At 34.5% G+C, this 17721-nt stretch carries 15 protein-coding genes; 3 read left to right on the top strand and 12 right to left on the bottom strand.

The window, feature by feature from the left end:
* The first annotated feature begins 62 nt into the window (after positions 1–62).
* Positions 63–992: a PfkB family carbohydrate kinase gene (locus tag N4A45_05455; GenBank protein ID MCT4664663.1), complete on the top strand. Its 930-nt coding sequence runs from the start codon at positions 63–65 to the stop codon at positions 990–992.
* A 70-nt stretch (positions 993–1062) separates the two neighbouring features.
* Here N4A45_05455 and N4A45_05450 read toward each other — a convergent pair whose 3' ends face one another.
* The 9 genes from N4A45_05450 to pth form a co-directional block, all read right to left on the bottom strand.
* Positions 1063–3279, bottom strand: coding sequence for an NADP-dependent isocitrate dehydrogenase (locus N4A45_05450; GenBank protein ID MCT4664662.1), 2217 nt, complete (start codon positions 3277–3279; stop codon positions 1063–1065).
* Between the two features lie 129 nt (positions 3280–3408).
* Positions 3409–3693, bottom strand: coding sequence for a type II toxin-antitoxin system mRNA interferase toxin, RelE/StbE family (locus N4A45_05445; protein MCT4664661.1), 285 nt, complete (start codon positions 3691–3693; stop codon positions 3409–3411).
* On the bottom strand, positions 3687–3935 hold the full coding sequence (locus N4A45_05440; protein ID MCT4664660.1) for a hypothetical protein: 249 nt from the start codon (positions 3933–3935) through the stop codon (positions 3687–3689). The genes N4A45_05445 and N4A45_05440 overlap by 7 nt, the downstream gene beginning before the upstream one ends.
* A gap of 342 nt (positions 3936–4277) precedes the next feature.
* Complete coding sequence (locus tag N4A45_05435) at positions 4278–4763, bottom strand: hypothetical protein (protein ID MCT4664659.1); 486 nt, start codon at positions 4761–4763, stop codon at positions 4278–4280.
* A gap of 266 nt (positions 4764–5029) precedes the next feature.
* Positions 5030–5236 carry a hypothetical protein gene (locus N4A45_05430; GenBank protein ID MCT4664658.1) on the bottom strand — a complete coding sequence of 69 codons (207 nt, stop codon included), beginning with the start codon at positions 5234–5236 and terminating at the stop codon, positions 5030–5032.
* Positions 5237–5263: 27 nt separating this feature from the next.
* Positions 5264–5788, bottom strand: coding sequence for a hypothetical protein (locus N4A45_05425; GenBank protein MCT4664657.1), 525 nt, complete (start codon positions 5786–5788; stop codon positions 5264–5266).
* A 290-nt stretch (positions 5789–6078) separates the two neighbouring features.
* Positions 6079–6525 carry a hypothetical protein gene (locus tag N4A45_05420; GenBank protein ID MCT4664656.1) on the bottom strand — a complete coding sequence of 149 codons (447 nt, stop codon included), beginning with the start codon at positions 6523–6525 and terminating at the stop codon, positions 6079–6081.
* A 295-nt stretch (positions 6526–6820) separates the two neighbouring features.
* The gene (locus N4A45_05415; GenBank protein ID MCT4664655.1) at positions 6821–7303 is read right to left on the bottom strand and encodes a hypothetical protein; all 483 of its coding nucleotides are present in this window, start codon (positions 7301–7303) and stop codon (positions 6821–6823) included.
* Between the two features lie 304 nt (positions 7304–7607).
* A complete protein-coding gene (pth, locus tag N4A45_05410) occupies positions 7608–8177 on the bottom strand; it encodes an aminoacyl-tRNA hydrolase (GenBank protein MCT4664654.1) in 570 nt (189 codons plus the stop codon).
* 134 nt (positions 8178–8311) lie between these two features.
* Between pth and N4A45_05405 the strand changes: the two genes are divergently transcribed.
* Together N4A45_05405 and N4A45_05400 are read left to right on the top strand one after the other, a co-directional pair.
* Positions 8312–11080 (top strand): outer membrane beta-barrel protein, encoded by a 2769-nt coding sequence (locus tag N4A45_05405; GenBank protein ID MCT4664653.1) that lies wholly within the window; start codon positions 8312–8314, stop codon positions 11078–11080.
* Between the two features lie 539 nt (positions 11081–11619).
* On the top strand, positions 11620–12078 hold the full coding sequence (locus tag N4A45_05400; protein ID MCT4664652.1) for a RecX family transcriptional regulator: 459 nt from the start codon (positions 11620–11622) through the stop codon (positions 12076–12078).
* A gap of 218 nt (positions 12079–12296) precedes the next feature.
* Here N4A45_05400 and N4A45_05395 read toward each other — a convergent pair whose 3' ends face one another.
* The 3 genes from N4A45_05395 to N4A45_05385 form a co-directional block, all read right to left on the bottom strand.
* Positions 12297–13841, bottom strand: a complete 1545-nt coding sequence (locus tag N4A45_05395) for a glycine--tRNA ligase (GenBank protein ID MCT4664651.1) — start codon at positions 13839–13841, stop codon at positions 12297–12299.
* A gap of 99 nt (positions 13842–13940) precedes the next feature.
* The gene (locus N4A45_05390) at positions 13941–15236 is read right to left on the bottom strand and encodes an OmpA family protein (GenBank protein ID MCT4664650.1); all 1296 of its coding nucleotides are present in this window, start codon (positions 15234–15236) and stop codon (positions 13941–13943) included.
* Positions 15237–15300: 64 nt separating this feature from the next.
* On the bottom strand, positions 15301–17721 hold a 2421-nt coding region (locus tag N4A45_05385; protein MCT4664649.1), incomplete at its 5' end, for a T9SS type A sorting domain-containing protein.

Raw genomic sequence — 17721 nt, 5'->3', positions numbered from 1 at the left:
TATTTGAATAAAACAATACCTTTGCAGTGAAAAAAAACGAAAAAAAATTACATCAAAATAACATGAATTTATTAGTTGTTGGTTCTGTGGCATTTGACCAAATTGAAACACCATTTGGAAAAACAGACAAAATTTTAGGCGGTGCAGGTACTTATATTGCTTTAGCTTCTTCAAACTTTGTAGAAGGTGCAAATATTGTATCAGTAGTGGGAGAAGATTTCCCTACTGAGCACATCGAAATGCTCAAAAAACATAAAGCAAATGTAGAAGGTTTGCAAATTATTAAAGGTGGGAAGACATTCTTTTGGAGTGGGAAATATCATCTTGATATGAACTCTAGAGACACTTTGATTACCGAACTAAACGTTTTGGGAGAATTTGACCCTATTATTCCAGATAGTTATCAAGGTGCCGAGTATTTAATGCTAGGTAATTTATCTCCTCAGGTTCAAAAATCGGTAATTGATCGTCTTGAAAAACGCCCAAAACTGATTGCTATGGATACCATGAACTTTTGGATGGACATTGCCTGGGATGAACTTTTGGAAACCATTTCTATGGTAGATGTACTTACCATTAATGATGAAGAAGCTCGTCAACTATCAGGTGAGTATAGCCTCGTAAAAGCAGCTAAAAAAATCCTTACTATGGGACCCAAATACCTCATCATAAAGAAAGGGGAGCATGGTGCTTTATTATTCGATAAGGAAATGAATATGTTCTTCTGCCCTGCCCTTCCTCTTGAAGAAGTTTTTGACCCTACAGGTGCTGGAGATACTTTTGCTGGAGGATTTATTTCTTATATGGCAAAGGTAGATGATATCAATTTTGAGAATATGAAAAAGGCGATTGTTTACGGTTCTGCTTTGGCTTCACTAACGGTAGAAAAATTCGGAACAGAAATGTTAGAAAATCTTTCTAAAGAAGCTTTAAATGCTAGAATTAGTGAATTCCAAAAGCTTATTAAAGTTCAAGTGGAATTGATTGATTAACTCTTATATTACATCAAAAAAAAGCCATTTTCATTGCTGAAAATGGCTTTTTTTTTGAATAAATTTTGTTTTAGATCGTCTCCAAAATAGTGTTTAAACTACTAGAAGGACGCATGGCTTTTTCAGCCAATGTATCATTAGGATTATAATATCCTCCAATAGCATTTTTTGATCCTTGAGCATCAATCATTTCTTTTACGATAGTCGCTTCTTTTTCTTCCATCTTCGCTACAATGGGTGCAAATTTTGCTTTTAACTCCGCGTCTTGCTCTTGGTTTGCCAAAGCTTCTGCCCAATACATAGCTAAATAGAAATGAGAACCACGGTTATCTATTCCTCCCAATCTTCTCGTTGGAGATTTATCTTCCAATAAGAATTTTGAATTGGCCTCTCCTAAAGCATTGGCTAGTACGTTTGCTTTTGGGGTGTTATTAGTCTCGGCATAGTGCTCTAAAGAAACTTCTAAAGCTAAAAACTCCCCTAATGAATCCCAACGCAAATAGTTTTCCTCATTGAATTGCTGAACGTGCTTAGGTGCCGATCCTCCTGCTCCTGTTTCAAAAAGCCCTCCTCCATTCATCAATGGAACAATAGAGAGCATTTTTGCCGATGTTCCGAGTTCTAGAATAGGGAACAAATCTGTTAAATAATCTCTAAGAACATTTCCTGTTACCGAAATAGTATCTTCTCCTTTGATGATTCTTTCCAACGAATATGCTGTAGCCTCCACTGGGGCTAAAATTTCTATTGTTAAACCATCGGTATTATGATCTGGAAGGTATTGATTTACTTTTTTGATGATTTCGGCATCGTGAGCTCTGTTTTTGTCTAACCAGAAAACAGCAGGAACTCCTGTAGCTCTTGCACGATTAACTGCTAATTTTACCCAATCTTGAATAGGCAAGTCTTTTACTTGACACATTCTAAAGAGATCCCCTTTTCCTACAGTTTGCTCTATTAAGATTGTCCCTGAAGCATCAATTACTTGAACCGTTCCTGCTTCCTTCATTTGGAATGTTTTGTCATGAGAACCGTATTCTTCTGCTTTTTGAGCCATCAATCCTACATTGGACACTGATCCCATAGTGGTAGGGTCAAATGCTCCATGTTTTTTACAAAAATCGATTGTTGCTTGATAAATTCCAGAATAAGAACGATCTGGAATAATTGCCTTAGTATCTTGTGTTTTCCCTTCAGCATTCCACATTTGTCCCGACGTACGAATCATTGCAGGCATAGAAGCATCAATAATTACATCTGAAGGTACATGAAGATTGGTAATTCCTTTATCTGAATTTACCATTGCTAAAGCTGGACGATTTGCGTATTGAGCTTCAATATCGGCTAAAATCTCTGCTTTTTTATCTACTGGAAGGTCTTCTAATTTTCCGTAGAGATTCCCTATTCCATTATTAGGCTCTACTCCTATTTCTTCAAAAAGTTGGGCATGTTTTTCAAAAACATCTTTATAAAACTCCTCTACAATTGCTCCAAAGATAATTGGATCAGAAACCTTCATCATAGTAGCTTTCATGTGAACAGAGAAAAGAACTCCTTCTTTTTTTGCTTCTTCAATCTGCTGAGCAATAAAAGTTCTCAAATTACTCATACTCATTACTGAAGCATCAATAATTTCTCCCGCTAATAAAGGTGTGGAAACCTTTAGCACTTCTGTGTTTCCTGTGGTAGAAACAAATTGAATTTTTGCATCCGTATCATTGGCTATGGTCAATGATTTTTCAGATCCATAGAAATCACCCTCTGACATAGAAGCCACATGAGACTTAGAGTCTGATGACCAAGCTCCCATTGAGTGTGGATTATTTTTTGCGTAATTTTTTACAGCTTTTGGAGCTCTACGGTCTGAGTTTCCTTCACGAAGAACTGGGTTTACCGCAGAACCTTTTATTTTATCATAACGAGATTTGATCTCTTTTTCTGTATCATTACTTGGCTCATCTGGGTAGCTTGGCAAAGCAAAACCTTGATCCTGCAATTCCTTTATCGCTGCTTTTAGCTGTGGAATAGAAGCTGAAATATTTGGTAATTTAATGATATTGGCCTCTGGAGTTTTTGCCAATGCTCCAAGTTCTGCAAGCGCATCATTTACTTTTTGGTCTTCCTTTAAAAAATCTGGAAATACTGCCAAAATTCTTCCCGCTAAAGAAATATCTCTAGTTTCTATTTCGATTCCTGCAGACTGAGTAAATGCTTTTACAATAGGTAAAAAAGAATAGGTCGCCAAAGCTGGTGCTTCGTCCGTTTTTGTATAAATAATTTTTGCCATGAGCTTGGTTTGAACGTTTTTATTTCTAAAACCACGAATTTACAAAAACTATTTGACAAGCTCTCGAGAAATTGATTGATTAAAAGTTGGATATCTATTGAGAATTTGAATCTGAAAAAAAGGTAATTTTTAATGATCCATATAGGTAGAGGTGATTCCCAAAACTCGAATCGTATGATTGCTTACTATTTGATAAGTTATTCTGAAATTCCTAACGATTAGCCTACGATAAGAATCTCCAATTATTTCGTCAATCTGATATTGTTCTGGATATTTAATTCCTTCCACATGGGATACAATGTCATTAATTACGCTCAAGGCATTCTGTTTTGATTTTGTATAATTAAGTAAATCAGCGTAAATCACCTCTAATTCGACCTTAGCATCATCAGACCAAATGATTTCAGTTACCAATTTGAAATATACTTTTTTAAGTCATCATGATGAGTGAAGCTCCCTTCTTCAATAGATTTTTCAGCCTTTAGAATTTTATTGTAATATTCTTTCTCCGTTAAAGGCTTACCCGACACAGTATAGGCAATAATTTCAGTATTGGATTCGCTTTCCATTATAGCACTAAACTTTTCTATAACAGATTCTTTTGTTTGACTAAGGATGTATTGTGCTAATTTTATTTTTCGAGCTTGTAAATCCATGAATTTGTAGTATCTAATATCACAAAGATACAGTTTTTAATCATATCATATATGAGACTATAAAAGCATGATTACATACCCCGCTCCCGCCAATTTTTAATTTCCCGCTACTCGGGACAAGGCGTGGACACACTCAGCATCCGACATTATAAGCAAGAGTAGAAATACTGATCATCCAACCAAATTTACATGAAATATCAAAAAATCATCCAACATCATAATTTTGATTGGATTTGTTGCTGTTTTCCTTATTTTGCTAAGAAATTTTCCTAATGTCTTTTTCTCTAATATAACATTCACCCCAGCCTACCGTGCACAAATTGGGAGTAACGTTTACTGGTGTTATTCATCGGCTGTAGCTGGAGAAGAATTTGTATCTAAAGGAATACAACTTCGTACTAATCCAAGTAACTTAGATAATCTTTTAGATAATGTATCTTTCTTCATATAATTTCGATCGATAATGTTATAACTATTCTCTAAACCACTTACTTTAAATGAATAAACTCTAGCTCGAACCATGTTAGCTGGTTTATAAAGGTCAATACTATCATTTTTTTGTGATACAGAATTTCTGAAAAAGTCAAAATTTTTCAAATACTTAATAACCCTTTTTCTTTTCCTTCGTTCTATTAAAATTGATGGATAATAATTAGCTTTTATCACTCCATTAGAATCAAAACCATTAAGATGCAGTATCCCTAAGCAATCATATTGTATTGAATATCCGAAAGCCATTGTAATTTTAATTTCTGGACAATCATAGTTATTCTGGGAAACAGTGTCAATAGTCTGCAAAAGGAAAATTAATAATATTATTTTTTTCATACTCATTCGTTACTTAAAAAGTATAATTGGTCTTCCGCGGGGTTACACTTTCCCAATACACAGGACAAGGCATTGGAAACATTGATAATCAAACCAAATTTACAGGAATTATCGAATAAGCTCCAATGTATTATTTGGAATAACTTGCAGTTACACCCTTTTCAAAGAACTCATTCTTATCAACCTATGAAATTATTTTATAAAGAAACGAAAAAAGCAATGATTATCAACACCATTACCTTTAAACTGTAGATCAATCCTACAGTTTATTTTTCTGTTAGTTCAGCCATTTTCCTTTCAAAATCTTCTACGTTTTTAGGATTAGAGAAAAAAGCTTTAACTGGTTTTGCTTTACGTTCAGCAAACTCTAAGGCTGCTTTAATCTCTTCCTTGGTCATTCGAGGCTTTCCCGCCCAGTGAGAAGTAGAATCTTCAAGCTGCTTATTTACTATTTTTTTATATTTATCTGACATAACACACAAATTTAAGCAATTAATTCTTTATGAGGAGATTATTATAAAATCATAATTCCTACAGTTTTGAATTTCAAATCTTTCAATATCTTTGATTGCCTCTGCTCCAAAAATTAAACCATCCATATCTTTATCCCGAATAACTCTATCTTGAACGCTTCTATCTACCAGATCTCTTTTATGATGTAAAACCCCTCCAAACAAGCTAAACAGCTTTGATATTTCAGAATAATTAGCTGCAATTTTTCTAATGTAGAGGGTATGTTTATGTTGTGTATTTCCAAAAAATAATATTCTTGCATCTGAATTATTATTCAAAAAATGTATTGCACAACTAAAAACAGTAGATAAAACTCTGTTAAAATCATTATTATTTACATCTGAATTATCATCAACAAATTTTTCTCCGTTTTTGATCTCTAAATTTCCAAATCCAAGATTATAAAGATTTGGTATCCCTACATCAAAAAATCCAACCTGCTTTGTAATATTATATTTGCCTTCACTTTCAAATCTATAGAGGTAAGCTCCGTTTTGCAATCCTTCAAACACAAAAGTGTATCGATCGTTTAAAAAATCCATAAACAAAGATAACTCAAAAGAACCATACTCTTCTACAGTATCCCCCGCTCCAACTAATTTTTAGTTTCTCGATAATCAGAACAAGGTGTAAACACATCGATAATCAAACAAAATTTACAGGAAATATTGAAAAGCAATGTGTCACTGTTTTGACATTCATTCTGGTACCAATAAAAATTGGCAATAGCGATTTACTGTGTGGTATTTATTGGCTGTAGCTGGGCTAATGATAGTTAACTATGCATGGTTAACATGCTTAATTAATCATATTCGATAGCTTCAAACGATTGATCTAATTGTAATCCAACTTTTTCCCTATTGTTGAATGATAAATAGCAACCTTTATCTAAATCAGGATAAAACTTATATGTTGTTCCAGAGATTATAACACTTACCTCAAGAGTGTCCTTTCCATTCCAGTCAATTTCTTCATTAAAACGATAATATTTTTTTTGAAGGAAGCCGACAAAGTACTTATTCCTTCCAATTTTTTTTAATGAAAAAGTTAACGATGTCAAACCAAGCGATTCATCAGTTGTTATTCTCGTATTATATATAACTGGAACTTTGTTGATCTCAATCTCGACTTGATGCTCATCGAAACCATCTTCAAACGCAAAAAATACACTTTTTTTAGTTTGACAAGCTGTAAAAAGTAATAGACTGAGTAGAAAAAACATACTCTTATAACCCTTGATTATCTTCATTTTTTTTAGTTTTTAGTAGTCTTTTCCATTGACTGTCATTAATTTTAAATTCTGGTTATACTGTTTAAGTATTTTTCATTTTAGACTTTTCAGCAATATCCCCCGCACCGCGAATTTTATTAATTTCCCGATACTAGAGACAAGGTGTGGACTGATCATCCAACCAAATTTACATGAAATATCAAAAAATCATCCAACATCATAATTTTGATTGGATTTGTTGCTGTTGTAGTTATTTATTTCAGTCTTGTAATACTATTAACATACTGGCTAGACAGAAGCGATTTACGGGGTGTTATTCATTTGTGGCAACTGAGGGAGAATCGTTATGATATTTGTAATCAATAAATCTAAGCTTTAAGATATTGTTATGGCTGGAATTCTTTATTTCTAGTATTAACTGATCTAATATTTCAAAGTATGTGTTCAATGACTCACAATTAACTTTGTTGTAAAAATCTATGCTAATAAAGTTTGCATTTTTCTTGTTAGAGTCATTTAGTTTTTTAAAATACTTAGATACATAATTCTTAACATTTTCATCTTCTTCTTTTTGTCCATATAATAAAATATTTCCATCCTCATCCACATATATACTCAAACTTTCATCTACTAAGGGATATATTTCAACTAAATGGCACGGAATAATAGTGATATTATTCTTTGTCAGCTGTATATTAACATCACATTCTTGACTATTAATATATTGTCCAAAAAGCTCACATTTATCTTTAAAAAGATCTGATCTATCATTTGGATTCAAAATATATGTTTTCAAGTTTTTTGAACCTAGATTACCACATGATATTAGCATCATTATAAGCACAATTAGGTATAAGTGAATTTTCATAATATTAGTTTAACATGGAGATATCTAGACAGATTGAAACATCGACTATCTTATGGTTACCCTATAGATTATTATTTCATTAAAACCTCCTGCCTTTTCTATTTCTTTTTTAGGAGTCTTTTGAGTTTTCTTCTGAAATCCCCGCTACAGCCAATTTCTAATTGGTGAACTCACTCAGCATCCACCAATTTTTAATTCCTCAACACTTGAAAAAACGTGAACACACTAAAAATCAAGCCTTCTTATTGTAATTATTCATACAGTCTCCAAGTCCTCTAAAAACAAAGCTTTCCATAGCTTTTATGCAGTGTTCTATCAGGTTTTCTAGCTCCAATTCTTCTTCATAACTCCATTCTCCAAGTACATAATCCACTTGTCTGCCCTTTGAATAATCTGCTGATATTCCAAAACGCAAACGAGGGTAAGCTTCAGAACGTAGGGTTTCTATAATGTGCTTGTGTCCATTATGACCTCCTGCAGATCCTTTTCCTCTTATTCTGATGGCTCCAAAATCTAGTGAAAGATCATCGGTAATTACCATCAATTGCTCTTGAGGTACTTTTTCGGCTGTGAGGTGATGTTTTACGGCTTTACCACTCAAATTCATATAGGTAGTGGGTTTTACCAATACAGCCGTTCGTCCTTTTATTTTGATTTCTGATCGGTAAGAGTTTTTACTGGTTTCCCATTTGCCTTGGTATTTTTTTGCCAAAGCTTCCACGACTTTAAAACCGATATTATGTCTAGTGTTTTCGTATTCTGAACCTATATTTCCTAGTCCAACTATTACAAATTTTTTCATGATGTTCTTTCTCTGCCGAGCAAAGTTAAATTAATATTTTTCAATTGAGTTTTACAATTTATAACTAATATTTTTCGTTGTTCTCTATTGAAGTCAATACATTTGACTCCTTACTTAACCTTATAATTTAAAAAATGCGAAAATTAATCCTTCTTATTTTCTTAATACCACTATGGGTATTTGGGCAAAGTAGATCTGTTGAAATTACAGGGAAAATTCTGGATAAAAACACAAATGAAGGCCTTGAAAGTGCCACCGTTTATATAGAAAATCCATCGGATAGTAACCTCATTGCCTATTCTATTACAGACACAGAAGGGAATTTTAAAATAGAAACAAGAACCTATCTTTCTGAGGTGCTTTTGCATATTTCTTTTGTGGGATATCAGCCTATTGAAAGAAAATTAAGACTTAAAGATAAGAAAACCTCACTAGGATCTATTTCTCTGTCAGAAGGTGGAATGCTTGGGGAAGTGGAACTAACAGAAAAAGCCGTTCCATTGATTATCAAAAAAGATACTTTGGAATTTAATGCAGATTCTTTTAAGGCTAAAGAAAATGCTACTGTGGAAGATTTACTAAAAAAACTCCCTGGAGTAGAAATTACCAAAGACGGAAAAATCATGGTAAATGGTAAAGAGGTAAAAAATATCACGGTAAATGGAAAGTCTTTTTTTGGAAACGACCCCACGATTGCCACGAAGAATCTTACTAAAGAAATGATAGAAAAGATTCAAATTACCGATTCTAAAACCAAAGCTGAGGCGCTTACTGGTGAAAAAGGAAATACCGAAGAAAAATCGATCAATCTGACCATCAAAAAGGATAAAAACAAAGGGATTTTTGGAAGAGTTTCTGCGGGAATAGGTACAGACGAAAGATATGAAGGTGCCGGTTTATTTAATTATTTCAATAACGATAGAAGAATTAGTGTTCTTTTTGGACAAAACAATATCAATACAGCCGGTTTTGGGTTTGGAGAAATAAGAAAAATGTATGGGGGCGGAAGAAGCATGACCCGCTCTAGCAATGGTAGTTTTTCTATAGATGGAATGCAGTTTGGGGGTGCCAATGGAATTACCACTTCTAGAAATGCTGGACTCAATTATGATGATAAAATTAATGCAAACACAGATATTGGCGTAAAATATTTCCATTCAGGAATCACCACAGAAACCGCCAAGGAATACCAGAGGGAGTACTCTTTACCGGATCAATCTAAATTCAAAAATTCTGGAAAAAACTCTGGAGACAGAACCATAAATAATCATAATTTCGGCCTAGAAATGGCTTGGAAAAAGGACACCACTTGGTATATTAGTTATGAACCTCGGTTGAATCTTTCTGAAAGTGAATCTAAAAATATCTCTGAATCGGAAACCAGAAATAGTGATGGTGAAATAGCAAATAAGTCCAAATCTGTTAATGAAAGTGATTTTAATAACCTTGATTTCCAAAATGATTTAGATATCAGCCATAATATTGGGAATAAAGGAAGTTCTATTCGTTTGAGATATCAGGATCAATTTGTGAATACCCGTTCAGACAATTTTCAGACACTTAAACTTTCTGAGCCTCTCAATAACACGGAAACCAATAGAGATCAAAAGGTGACTACAGCATCTGATAAAATCGTTTTCAGACCCGAAATAGCCTATCGTCACGCCTTGAAGAAAAAGAAACTTTATTGGAAAACGGGTTATCGTTTGAACTATTCCCAACTCAAAAATGAAAAAAGCACTTTTGATAAAGTTGGAAATTCTTTTAATGATTTCAATAAAGACCTGAGTTCTAATTTTGAATACAATTCTGTTTTACACGCACCTTTTACAGGTCTAGAGTTACAAGACGATAAATTATATGCAAATTTCTTTGTAGGATACTCTTGGAGAACACTCGAAAACAGAGATTTTTTAAGGAGTGAACAAACGATTAGTAGAAGCTTTCAGCTTCCAAGTTTTAATGCCTATATCTGGAAAAGGATGAAAAAACAAAAAAGCTTATATGCCAGTGTAAGGTTTTCAAACCAAAACCCTTCTCTCCAGCAACTTCAAACATTTAGAGACCTGTCAAACCCAAGTAATATCCGCGTGGGGAATCCAAACCTAGAAGTTACCAAAAGATGGAATGGGTATTTTGGTTTCAACAAAAGATCTTTAAACAAAGGATGGTCTTATTATTTCTATGGGAATTTCAACTATAGAAATGATGCTATTATCGACTCTGTAAGCATCAGCGATAATTTTATCAGAACTTCATCATACACCAATGCCAATGGAAAATATAACACTTATACTTCAGCTAGTTTGTCAAGAACATTTGAAGTAGATTCTGTGAAAAGCTTCAAGGCACTTACTCGTATTAGTTTCCAATTTTACAATGATCTTTTTTATAATAATGGAATTCTTGGTGAAAATAAAATCAACAGCCTCAACCCTCAAATTGGAGCTACGTATGAACACGAAGATCTTTGGGATATTTCTCTTAGTTATGACTGGGAAAGGAGAAAATCTGAATTTGCCCTAGAGCATTTTGAAGATAATGAAGTCATTGTCCATAATGTAGAACTGGATCTCAATTGGGATATTACCAAGAGACTTCGGTGGGAAAATACTTTAGATTTTATGTATACACCGGCTTTAGAAGATATTTATGACAATCAGGTTCTTTTTTGGAATTCAAAAATTGCTTATGATGTTTTGGAAGATAAAGCAACACTTTCGCTTAAAGCTTATGATTTACTCAGGCAAAATAATTCGGTCCAAAGAAGAATTAGGAGTAACTACACCGAAAGTTCTAGTAATTTAGTGCTTCAACCCTACTTTATGCTAAGCTTAACTTACAAATTCAACACCATGACTAAAAAGAAGCAGAAAAACGATTTTGAAGGAGATTGGTTTTAGGTTGGTAGCAGAAAAATGTTTGGTTTAATTTTCTCATTGGCAAAAGCCCTTTATGATGTCTTATTCATAAGTATAAGCCTCCTTTGAATAGCTTGTCCCGATTTTCGGGAGGGGAAGAGGGAGTTAAATCTTGATAGTACCAATTCAAAAGCATAAGCCCCCTTTTGAAGGGGGGAAGGGGGATGTTACACAACGAATCACTACCGAAAAAGAAACTAAAACTTATGAGTAAATAAAATGTAATTCGATTATCAAACCAGATGTAACATCCCCCTTACCCTCCCGAAAATCGGGACAAGCTATTCAAAGGGGGAGTTAAATCTTGATAGTACCAATTCAAAAGCATAAGCCCCCTTTTGAAGGGGGGAAGGGGGATGTTACACAACGAATCACTACCGAAAAAGAAACTAAAACCTATGAGTAAATAAAATGTAATTAGATTATCAAACCAGATGTAACATCCCCCTCACCCTCCCGAAAATCGGGACAAGCTATTCCAAGGGGGAATTCGTATCATATAACACCTTAAATGGGACAAAATGGCTAAAAAAATATACGACCTAGCGGAGGCTAAACAAAAAATAGAACAATACTGTGTTTATCAAGACCGTTGTTTCTTGGAAGTGGAGCAGAAATTACGTGGTTTTGGCTTAATGCCCGAAACTATAGATCATCTTGTGGACCACCTTATGGAGCATGATTTTATAAATGAAGAGCGTTTTGCTCGTTCTTATGTTCGGGGTGCATTTCGTTATAAAAAATGGGGTAGAAAAAAGATTCAAATTGGACTGAAACAAAAAAACATTACGGCTAAGCTACAAGAAATGGCTCTTCAAGAAATTGATCAAGAAGAATATTTGTCCATTTTAGCAAATTTATTAGAAAAGAAATCACTGATAATCAAATACAAAAATGATTACGACAAGAAACAAAAGCTGATTCGTTATGCACTTCAAAAAGGATATTTGTATGAAGAGATTCAAAATTTTATGGACTAAAAAAAGGCATTTTCTTGTGAGAAAATGCCTTTTTTGATGTTCTGTAAATGGTGTTTTTTTTGAATAATCAATCTGTATTAGACCATTCAAAAAATATTTGTAAATCGAGATTAATGTTAGCGGTAACATCCCCCAATTTCGTGCTTTCTTATTCTCAACTCAATCAATCTAGTACTAAGACAAAGTCATTAAAAGTTCTGTTTTTGGTACAGAAAATACTAAGCCTCTAATTTTTTCAGAATATTAGCCGTCTTTAGTTCTTGGTCCAAAATTGTTTTGAGTTCTGAAATATTCACACGTTTTTGCTCCATAGAATCTCTAAAACGCAAAGTAACGGTTTGGTCTTCTAAAGTTTCATTATCTACAGTAATACAGAAAGGAGTTCCTATAGCATCTTGTCTTCTATATCGCTTCCCTATGGCATCTTTTACATCATACTGACAGTTATAGTCATATTTAATGTCTTTTAAAATAGTTTCTGCCACTGCCATCATGTCTTCATTCTTGGTTAGTGGAAGAACGGCTACTTTATAAGGCGCTAGGAATGCAGGAATAGAAAGAACTGTTCTTTTTGCTCCGTTAACCTCTTCTTCCTTATAAGAAGCCGATAAAACTGCTAAAAACATTCTATCAAGCCCTACTGAAGTTTCTACTACATAAGGAGTATAGCTTTCTTTTAGCTCAGGATCATAATATTTTATTTTACGACCAGAATGTTCTTCATGTGCTTTTAAATCAAAATCGGTTCTGGAATGGACACCTTCAAGCTCTTTGAAACCGAAAGGAAAATCAAATTCGATATCCGCAGCGGCGTTGGCATAATGAGCCAATTTTATATGATCGTGAAAGCGATATTTATCTTCGCCAAGATCTAGAAGTTTGTGCCATTTGAGACGGAATTCTTTCCAATGCTCGTACCATTTCATTTCTTCTCCTGGGCGAACGAAGAATTGCATTTCCATTTGTTCAAATTCTCTTTGTCGGAAAATAAACTGACGGGCGACAATTTCGTTTCTAAAAGCTTTACCAATTTGAGCAATTCCAAAAGGTATTTTTTGTCTACCCGATTTTTGAACATTAAGATAGTTTACAAAAATTCCTTGTGCCGTTTCAGGACGCAACCAAACTGTATCATCACCTTCTGCCAATGCACCCATTTGTGTTCCAAACATCAGGTTAAACTGTCTTACTTCTGTCCAATTTCCACTACCAGATACAGGACATTTTATTTCAAGGTCAATAATTAGTTGGTAAAAAGCTTCGAGGTCATTATCATCCATACACTTTGCCATTCTTGCCAAAGCAGTATCTATCTTCTCTTGATTTGCAAGAACTCTAGAATTTGTAGCTCGAAACTGTGTTTCATCAAAGCTTTCTCCAAAACGTTTCTTTGCTTTGGTGATTTCCTTGGTAATTTTTGTTCGGATTTTTTCTGCCCAATCTTCTACCAATACATCGGCTCTGTAACGTTTTTTAGAGTCCTTATTATCGATTAATGGATCATTGAAAGCATCTACGTGCCCAGAGGCTTTCCAAGTCGTAGGATGCATGAAAATTGCCGAATCTAACCCTACAATATTATCGTGGAGCTTTACCATGGCATCCCACCAATATTGTTTGATATTATTTTTTAATTCTACTCCGAGCTGTCCATAGTCATACACAGCTGAAAGTCCGTCATAAAGCTCACTAGATTGGAATACAAATCCGTATTCTTTTGCATGAGCAACTATATTTTTGAAAGTATCATCTTTTTTTGCCATTCCGCAAAGATAATTGAATAGAGTGGTTCGTAAATAAAAAGCAAAAAAAAAGTGACTACTCAAATGAGTAGCCACTTAAAGGGATGTTAAATCTGCTGATTAATTGAACTTAATAGTCACTTTTCTGTTTAAGTGCTCAACGTTGTCTCCAACGATGTTTTGCTTACTTGTAGCAGTTGAAAGTCTGTCGGTAGAGATTCCTGCGTTCACAAGGAAACTTTTTACCTGATCTGCTCTTCTTTGACGAAGATCAGAATTCAACTTCTCAGAACCGTGTCTATCAGTATAACCAGTCACTGTTGCTTTTAGCGATGAGTTTTCTTTCATCAACTCTGCTAGAAGCGTAAGTTCTTTCTGATACTGATCAGATAATTTATTAGAACCTGAAGCGAAGAATACTTGGAATACTTGCTGTACAGCAATTTTATCCGAGTCTGGCTTCTTGTTCTTTAAGGCTTCAATAGCTTTTCTCTGAGCCTCAATTTGAGCCTCTAGTTCAGCCATTTTCTTTTTAGTAGCCATGATATCTTCCATTTCGTCTTTTACCTCTTCACCCACGATACCTTTGATTCTTTCTTCATCAGGTTGTGAATTTTCAGAAATAAGAGACTTGTCCCAGAAGTTTTCTTTTGAATAAGCCGAAGATCTATGCATTGCCTTTCCTTTTCCAAAAGTATATGCAACTCCTAAAGTAGTGTATTGGTAAGAATCAAACTTATCATCTGTTTTATTCTCAGCACTCAAATCTAAAGAACCTGAAGGAACTCCATGGAAAATAGATTCAAGCTCTACTCTGAAACGATCAGACACATTATAACGAAGTCCTAAACCAGCTTGGAAAATTAATTCGTTATCCGTGCTAAATGATCTTCCCTTTGCTTTAGGGTTTGATTTATCAGCAGCGAAGAATCTTGTACCTTCAAAAGACATATAAGACGCTCCACCTTTAAAGTAAAGTCCCCAATTATTTGATGAACGTTTTTTAGTAAAGTTTAAAAAGTTTACTGTTGCGTTCAAGCTAATTGTACTAAAATCTCCTTCAGCATACTCATGTCTCTTGAGCTTCCCTAAGTGATCTGTATAATCACTATTAGCACCTGTATATGAACCCATATCGTACCCCAACTGGAGTCCAATGATAGGCGATATTTGTTTTTCGATATAGAGTCCGTAACCTATATCAAATGAAGTATTGTCTCCATTAAAACCTCTTAGATCTGCATCTCTATCAACAATGCTAAAAAGATGCATTGGATTCAAGAAGAAATTTCCTGCGTGAACCCCTACAGACCAAGTACTAGGTTTTGCAGGTGCAACAACACTTGCATCTTCCTGTGCTTGAGCAGTTGTGAAAGCAAAACCTGCTAAGGCCAAAAATGTTAAAGTCTTTTTCATAATAATCTATTCTTAATTCCCGATGTGACTGTTAAAATCACATCGGGATTAGATTTTTAATTAACTATCGGTTAATAACAATTTTCTTTCTAACAACTTCTTTACCTCTAGTGATTACTAGGTGGTACATAGCTGAACTTAGTTCTGATAGATCTAGTTCGATACTATTTTCATCGTAGCTGTTAAAGTCAAATGCTTTCACTTTAATACCTCTTGCGTCATATACTTCAATTGAAGTCGCTCCAATTGATAATCCGTAATCAAGAGTAATTAATCCAGTGGCAGATGGGTTTGGATATACTTGTACATCCATTTCTACTACTTTGTTGTTGTTTGCTTCGAAATCTGAAGCATTTCCACCAACAGTGAACGTAGCTGAACCATTCGCACATCCATTATTATTTTCAACCATTACTTTATAGTTTCCTGATTGGTCAATATAAAGAAGTGTTGAAGTTCCTGATTGGATTAATGTAGAACCAAGGTACCACTTCACACTTGAGAATCCATTATCTGCAATTTCAAGTTTGTTTGAAGCAATTTGTGTAATTACTGGTGCAACTGGTTTTGCATTAACAGTAATTGTTATAGTTCCTTCTACTGGACATCCTGTAGATGCAATCCAAGTGTAATTCAATGAGTATGTTCCAGCATTTGCAGGAGAGAATACATTATTGTTTACACCATTACCTGTAAAGGTAATTGCACCTGTAACATTAGATGAAAGATCCATATCAGCATCACCTTCACAGAAAGTTGTTTGCACACCTGTTAAGTCAGGCATTTCTGTTGTTTCAAGAACTGTAATTGTTCTAGAATATGGTGCTGATTTGTTTCCATTTACATCAACTGCAACATAAGTACATACTGTTGTTCCTATTGGGAATTGAGCTCCTGAAGGAAGACCTGCAATTTGATCGATACGATCTATTGCACAGTTTTCTTTTACGTCTGCAAATGTAGGAACTGGATAAACAAATCCTGTATCAGCAACACAGTCATAAGTAATGATAGGTGTTGTAGCTAATCCAACGATTATTGGTTTTACAGTATCCATTACTTCAACAACGGCAGTTTCTTGAGTCATATTTCCTGAAGCATCTTTTACTTCAACAGTAAGAACGTGAGTTCCAACTCCTGCACAGTCAAATGACATAGATGCACTGTTGTTGTCAGCAATTTTTGTAGAACTAATTCCACAAGCATCTGATTTTGAATCTACAAGATCATTTACTTGTACAGTAACTGAAGGATTATTGAAAGATGGTAAGTAAACTACTTTATTCTTAGTAACAAGAACTGGAGCAGTTACATCTTTAACTGTAACCGTGATTGCTTTAGTAGTACTATTGTTACCTGAAGCATCCGTTACGAAGTATCCAACTGTTATTGGAGAATTTACAGCATCTACACAAGAGAACGTAGTCTTAGTTAATGTAGATGAAGTAATAGAACAATTATCGATTGATCCATTTTCTACCATTGCTGGTGAAAGTGTTGCATTTCCGTTAGCATCAAGGTTCAATGTTATAGAAGGTACGACACCTGCAATTGGATTCATATTATCAACAACAGTTACAACTACAGTACCTGTACTAGCATTTCCTGAAGGATCTTCTACCGTTACAGTTACCGTTACTGGAGTACCAACATCAGCACAATCGAAGTTTGAAATATCGATTGACTTAGTCAATGTACCACAGTTTGTGTTATCCGTTGAACCATTTTCTACATCGGCAACAGTAATTGCTGCATTTCCAGATGCATCAAGAGTTACTTGAAGTGTTGGAGATACAAGGTTCACCGTTGGCGCAATATTATCAACAATATTCACTGTAAAGTTATGTGTTGTTGCATTTCCATTAGCATCCTCAACAGTGTAAGTAACATTGTTTGGTCCAAGATCTGCACAAGTAAAGCTCATTTTACTTAGAGACTCTAAAAGTGGTCCACAAGCTTCATCTATTGTATAAGAGAAGTCTGCAAGTGAAATTGTTGCATTTCCAGAGGCATCTAAAGTTTTAGTTACTTGAGAATTTGTAGCATTAACAACTGGTGCTGTAATATCTTTTACAACAATATAAACTGTTCCTGATTGAGCTTGATTATTAGAAAGGTCTCTATAATTAATTCTCGCTTGTTGAACCGTTCCTACCATTCCACAATCTGCAGTTCCAGTAAACAATCCTGGTTGTGTAGTATTGAAGAAGAAGTTGATAGAATCTACATCTGTACAGTTATCAGTCGCTGAAGTTACAAGAGCTTCAGGAGTAATTGTAAACAATCCGTTTGTACCTAAAGTAATATGGAAAGTATCTACAGTAATTACATCAGGAGCATTGATATCCTTAACATCTACTGTTACTGTATCAACATCTGCGTTTCCGTAGATATCTGTTGAAGTAACAAATACTTCAGATGTTCCAAGGTCTGCACATCCAAATACTGTTTGGCTGATTGTTACTCCTTGTAGCTGACAGTTGTC

It is taken from the genome of Flavobacteriales bacterium (genome assembly GCA_025210805.1).
Classification (GTDB): domain Bacteria; phylum Bacteroidota; class Bacteroidia; order Flavobacteriales; family CAJXXR01; genus JAOAQX01.
Note: the sequence above shows the minus strand (reverse complement) of the source record. Positions and strands in the feature narration are given on the sequence as shown.

Bases quoted from the DNA above. Each gene is read 5' to 3' on its own strand.
- pth (MCT4664654.1), bottom strand. From the start codon at position 8,177: ATGAAAAAATTTGTAATAGTTGGACTAGGAAATATAGGTTCAGAATAC.
- N4A45_05390 (MCT4664650.1), bottom strand. From the start codon at position 15,236: ATGAAAAAGACTTTAACATTTTTGGCCTTAGCAGGTTTTGCTTTCACA.
- N4A45_05450 (MCT4664662.1), bottom strand. From the start codon at position 3,279: ATGGCAAAAATTATTTATACAAAAACGGACGAAGCACCAGCTTTGGCG.
- N4A45_05405 (MCT4664653.1), top strand. From the start codon at position 8,312: ATGCGAAAATTAATCCTTCTTATTTTCTTAATACCACTATGGGTATTT.
- N4A45_05455 (MCT4664663.1), top strand. From the start codon at position 63: ATGAATTTATTAGTTGTTGGTTCTGTGGCATTTGACCAAATTGAAACA.
- N4A45_05395 (MCT4664651.1), bottom strand. From the start codon at position 13,841: ATGGCAAAAAAAGATGATACTTTCAAAAATATAGTTGCTCATGCAAAA.
- N4A45_05400 (MCT4664652.1), top strand. From the start codon at position 11,620: ATGGCTAAAAAAATATACGACCTAGCGGAGGCTAAACAAAAAATAGAA.
- N4A45_05420 (MCT4664656.1), bottom strand. From the start codon at position 6,525: ATGAAGATAATCAAGGGTTATAAGAGTATGTTTTTTCTACTCAGTCTA.
- N4A45_05430 (MCT4664658.1), bottom strand. From the start codon at position 5,236: ATGTCAGATAAATATAAAAAAATAGTAAATAAGCAGCTTGAAGATTCT.
- N4A45_05435 (MCT4664659.1), bottom strand. From the start codon at position 4,763: ATGAAAAAAATAATATTATTAATTTTCCTTTTGCAGACTATTGACACT.
- N4A45_05440 (MCT4664660.1), bottom strand. From the start codon at position 3,935: ATGGATTTACAAGCTCGAAAAATAAAATTAGCACAATACATCCTTAGT.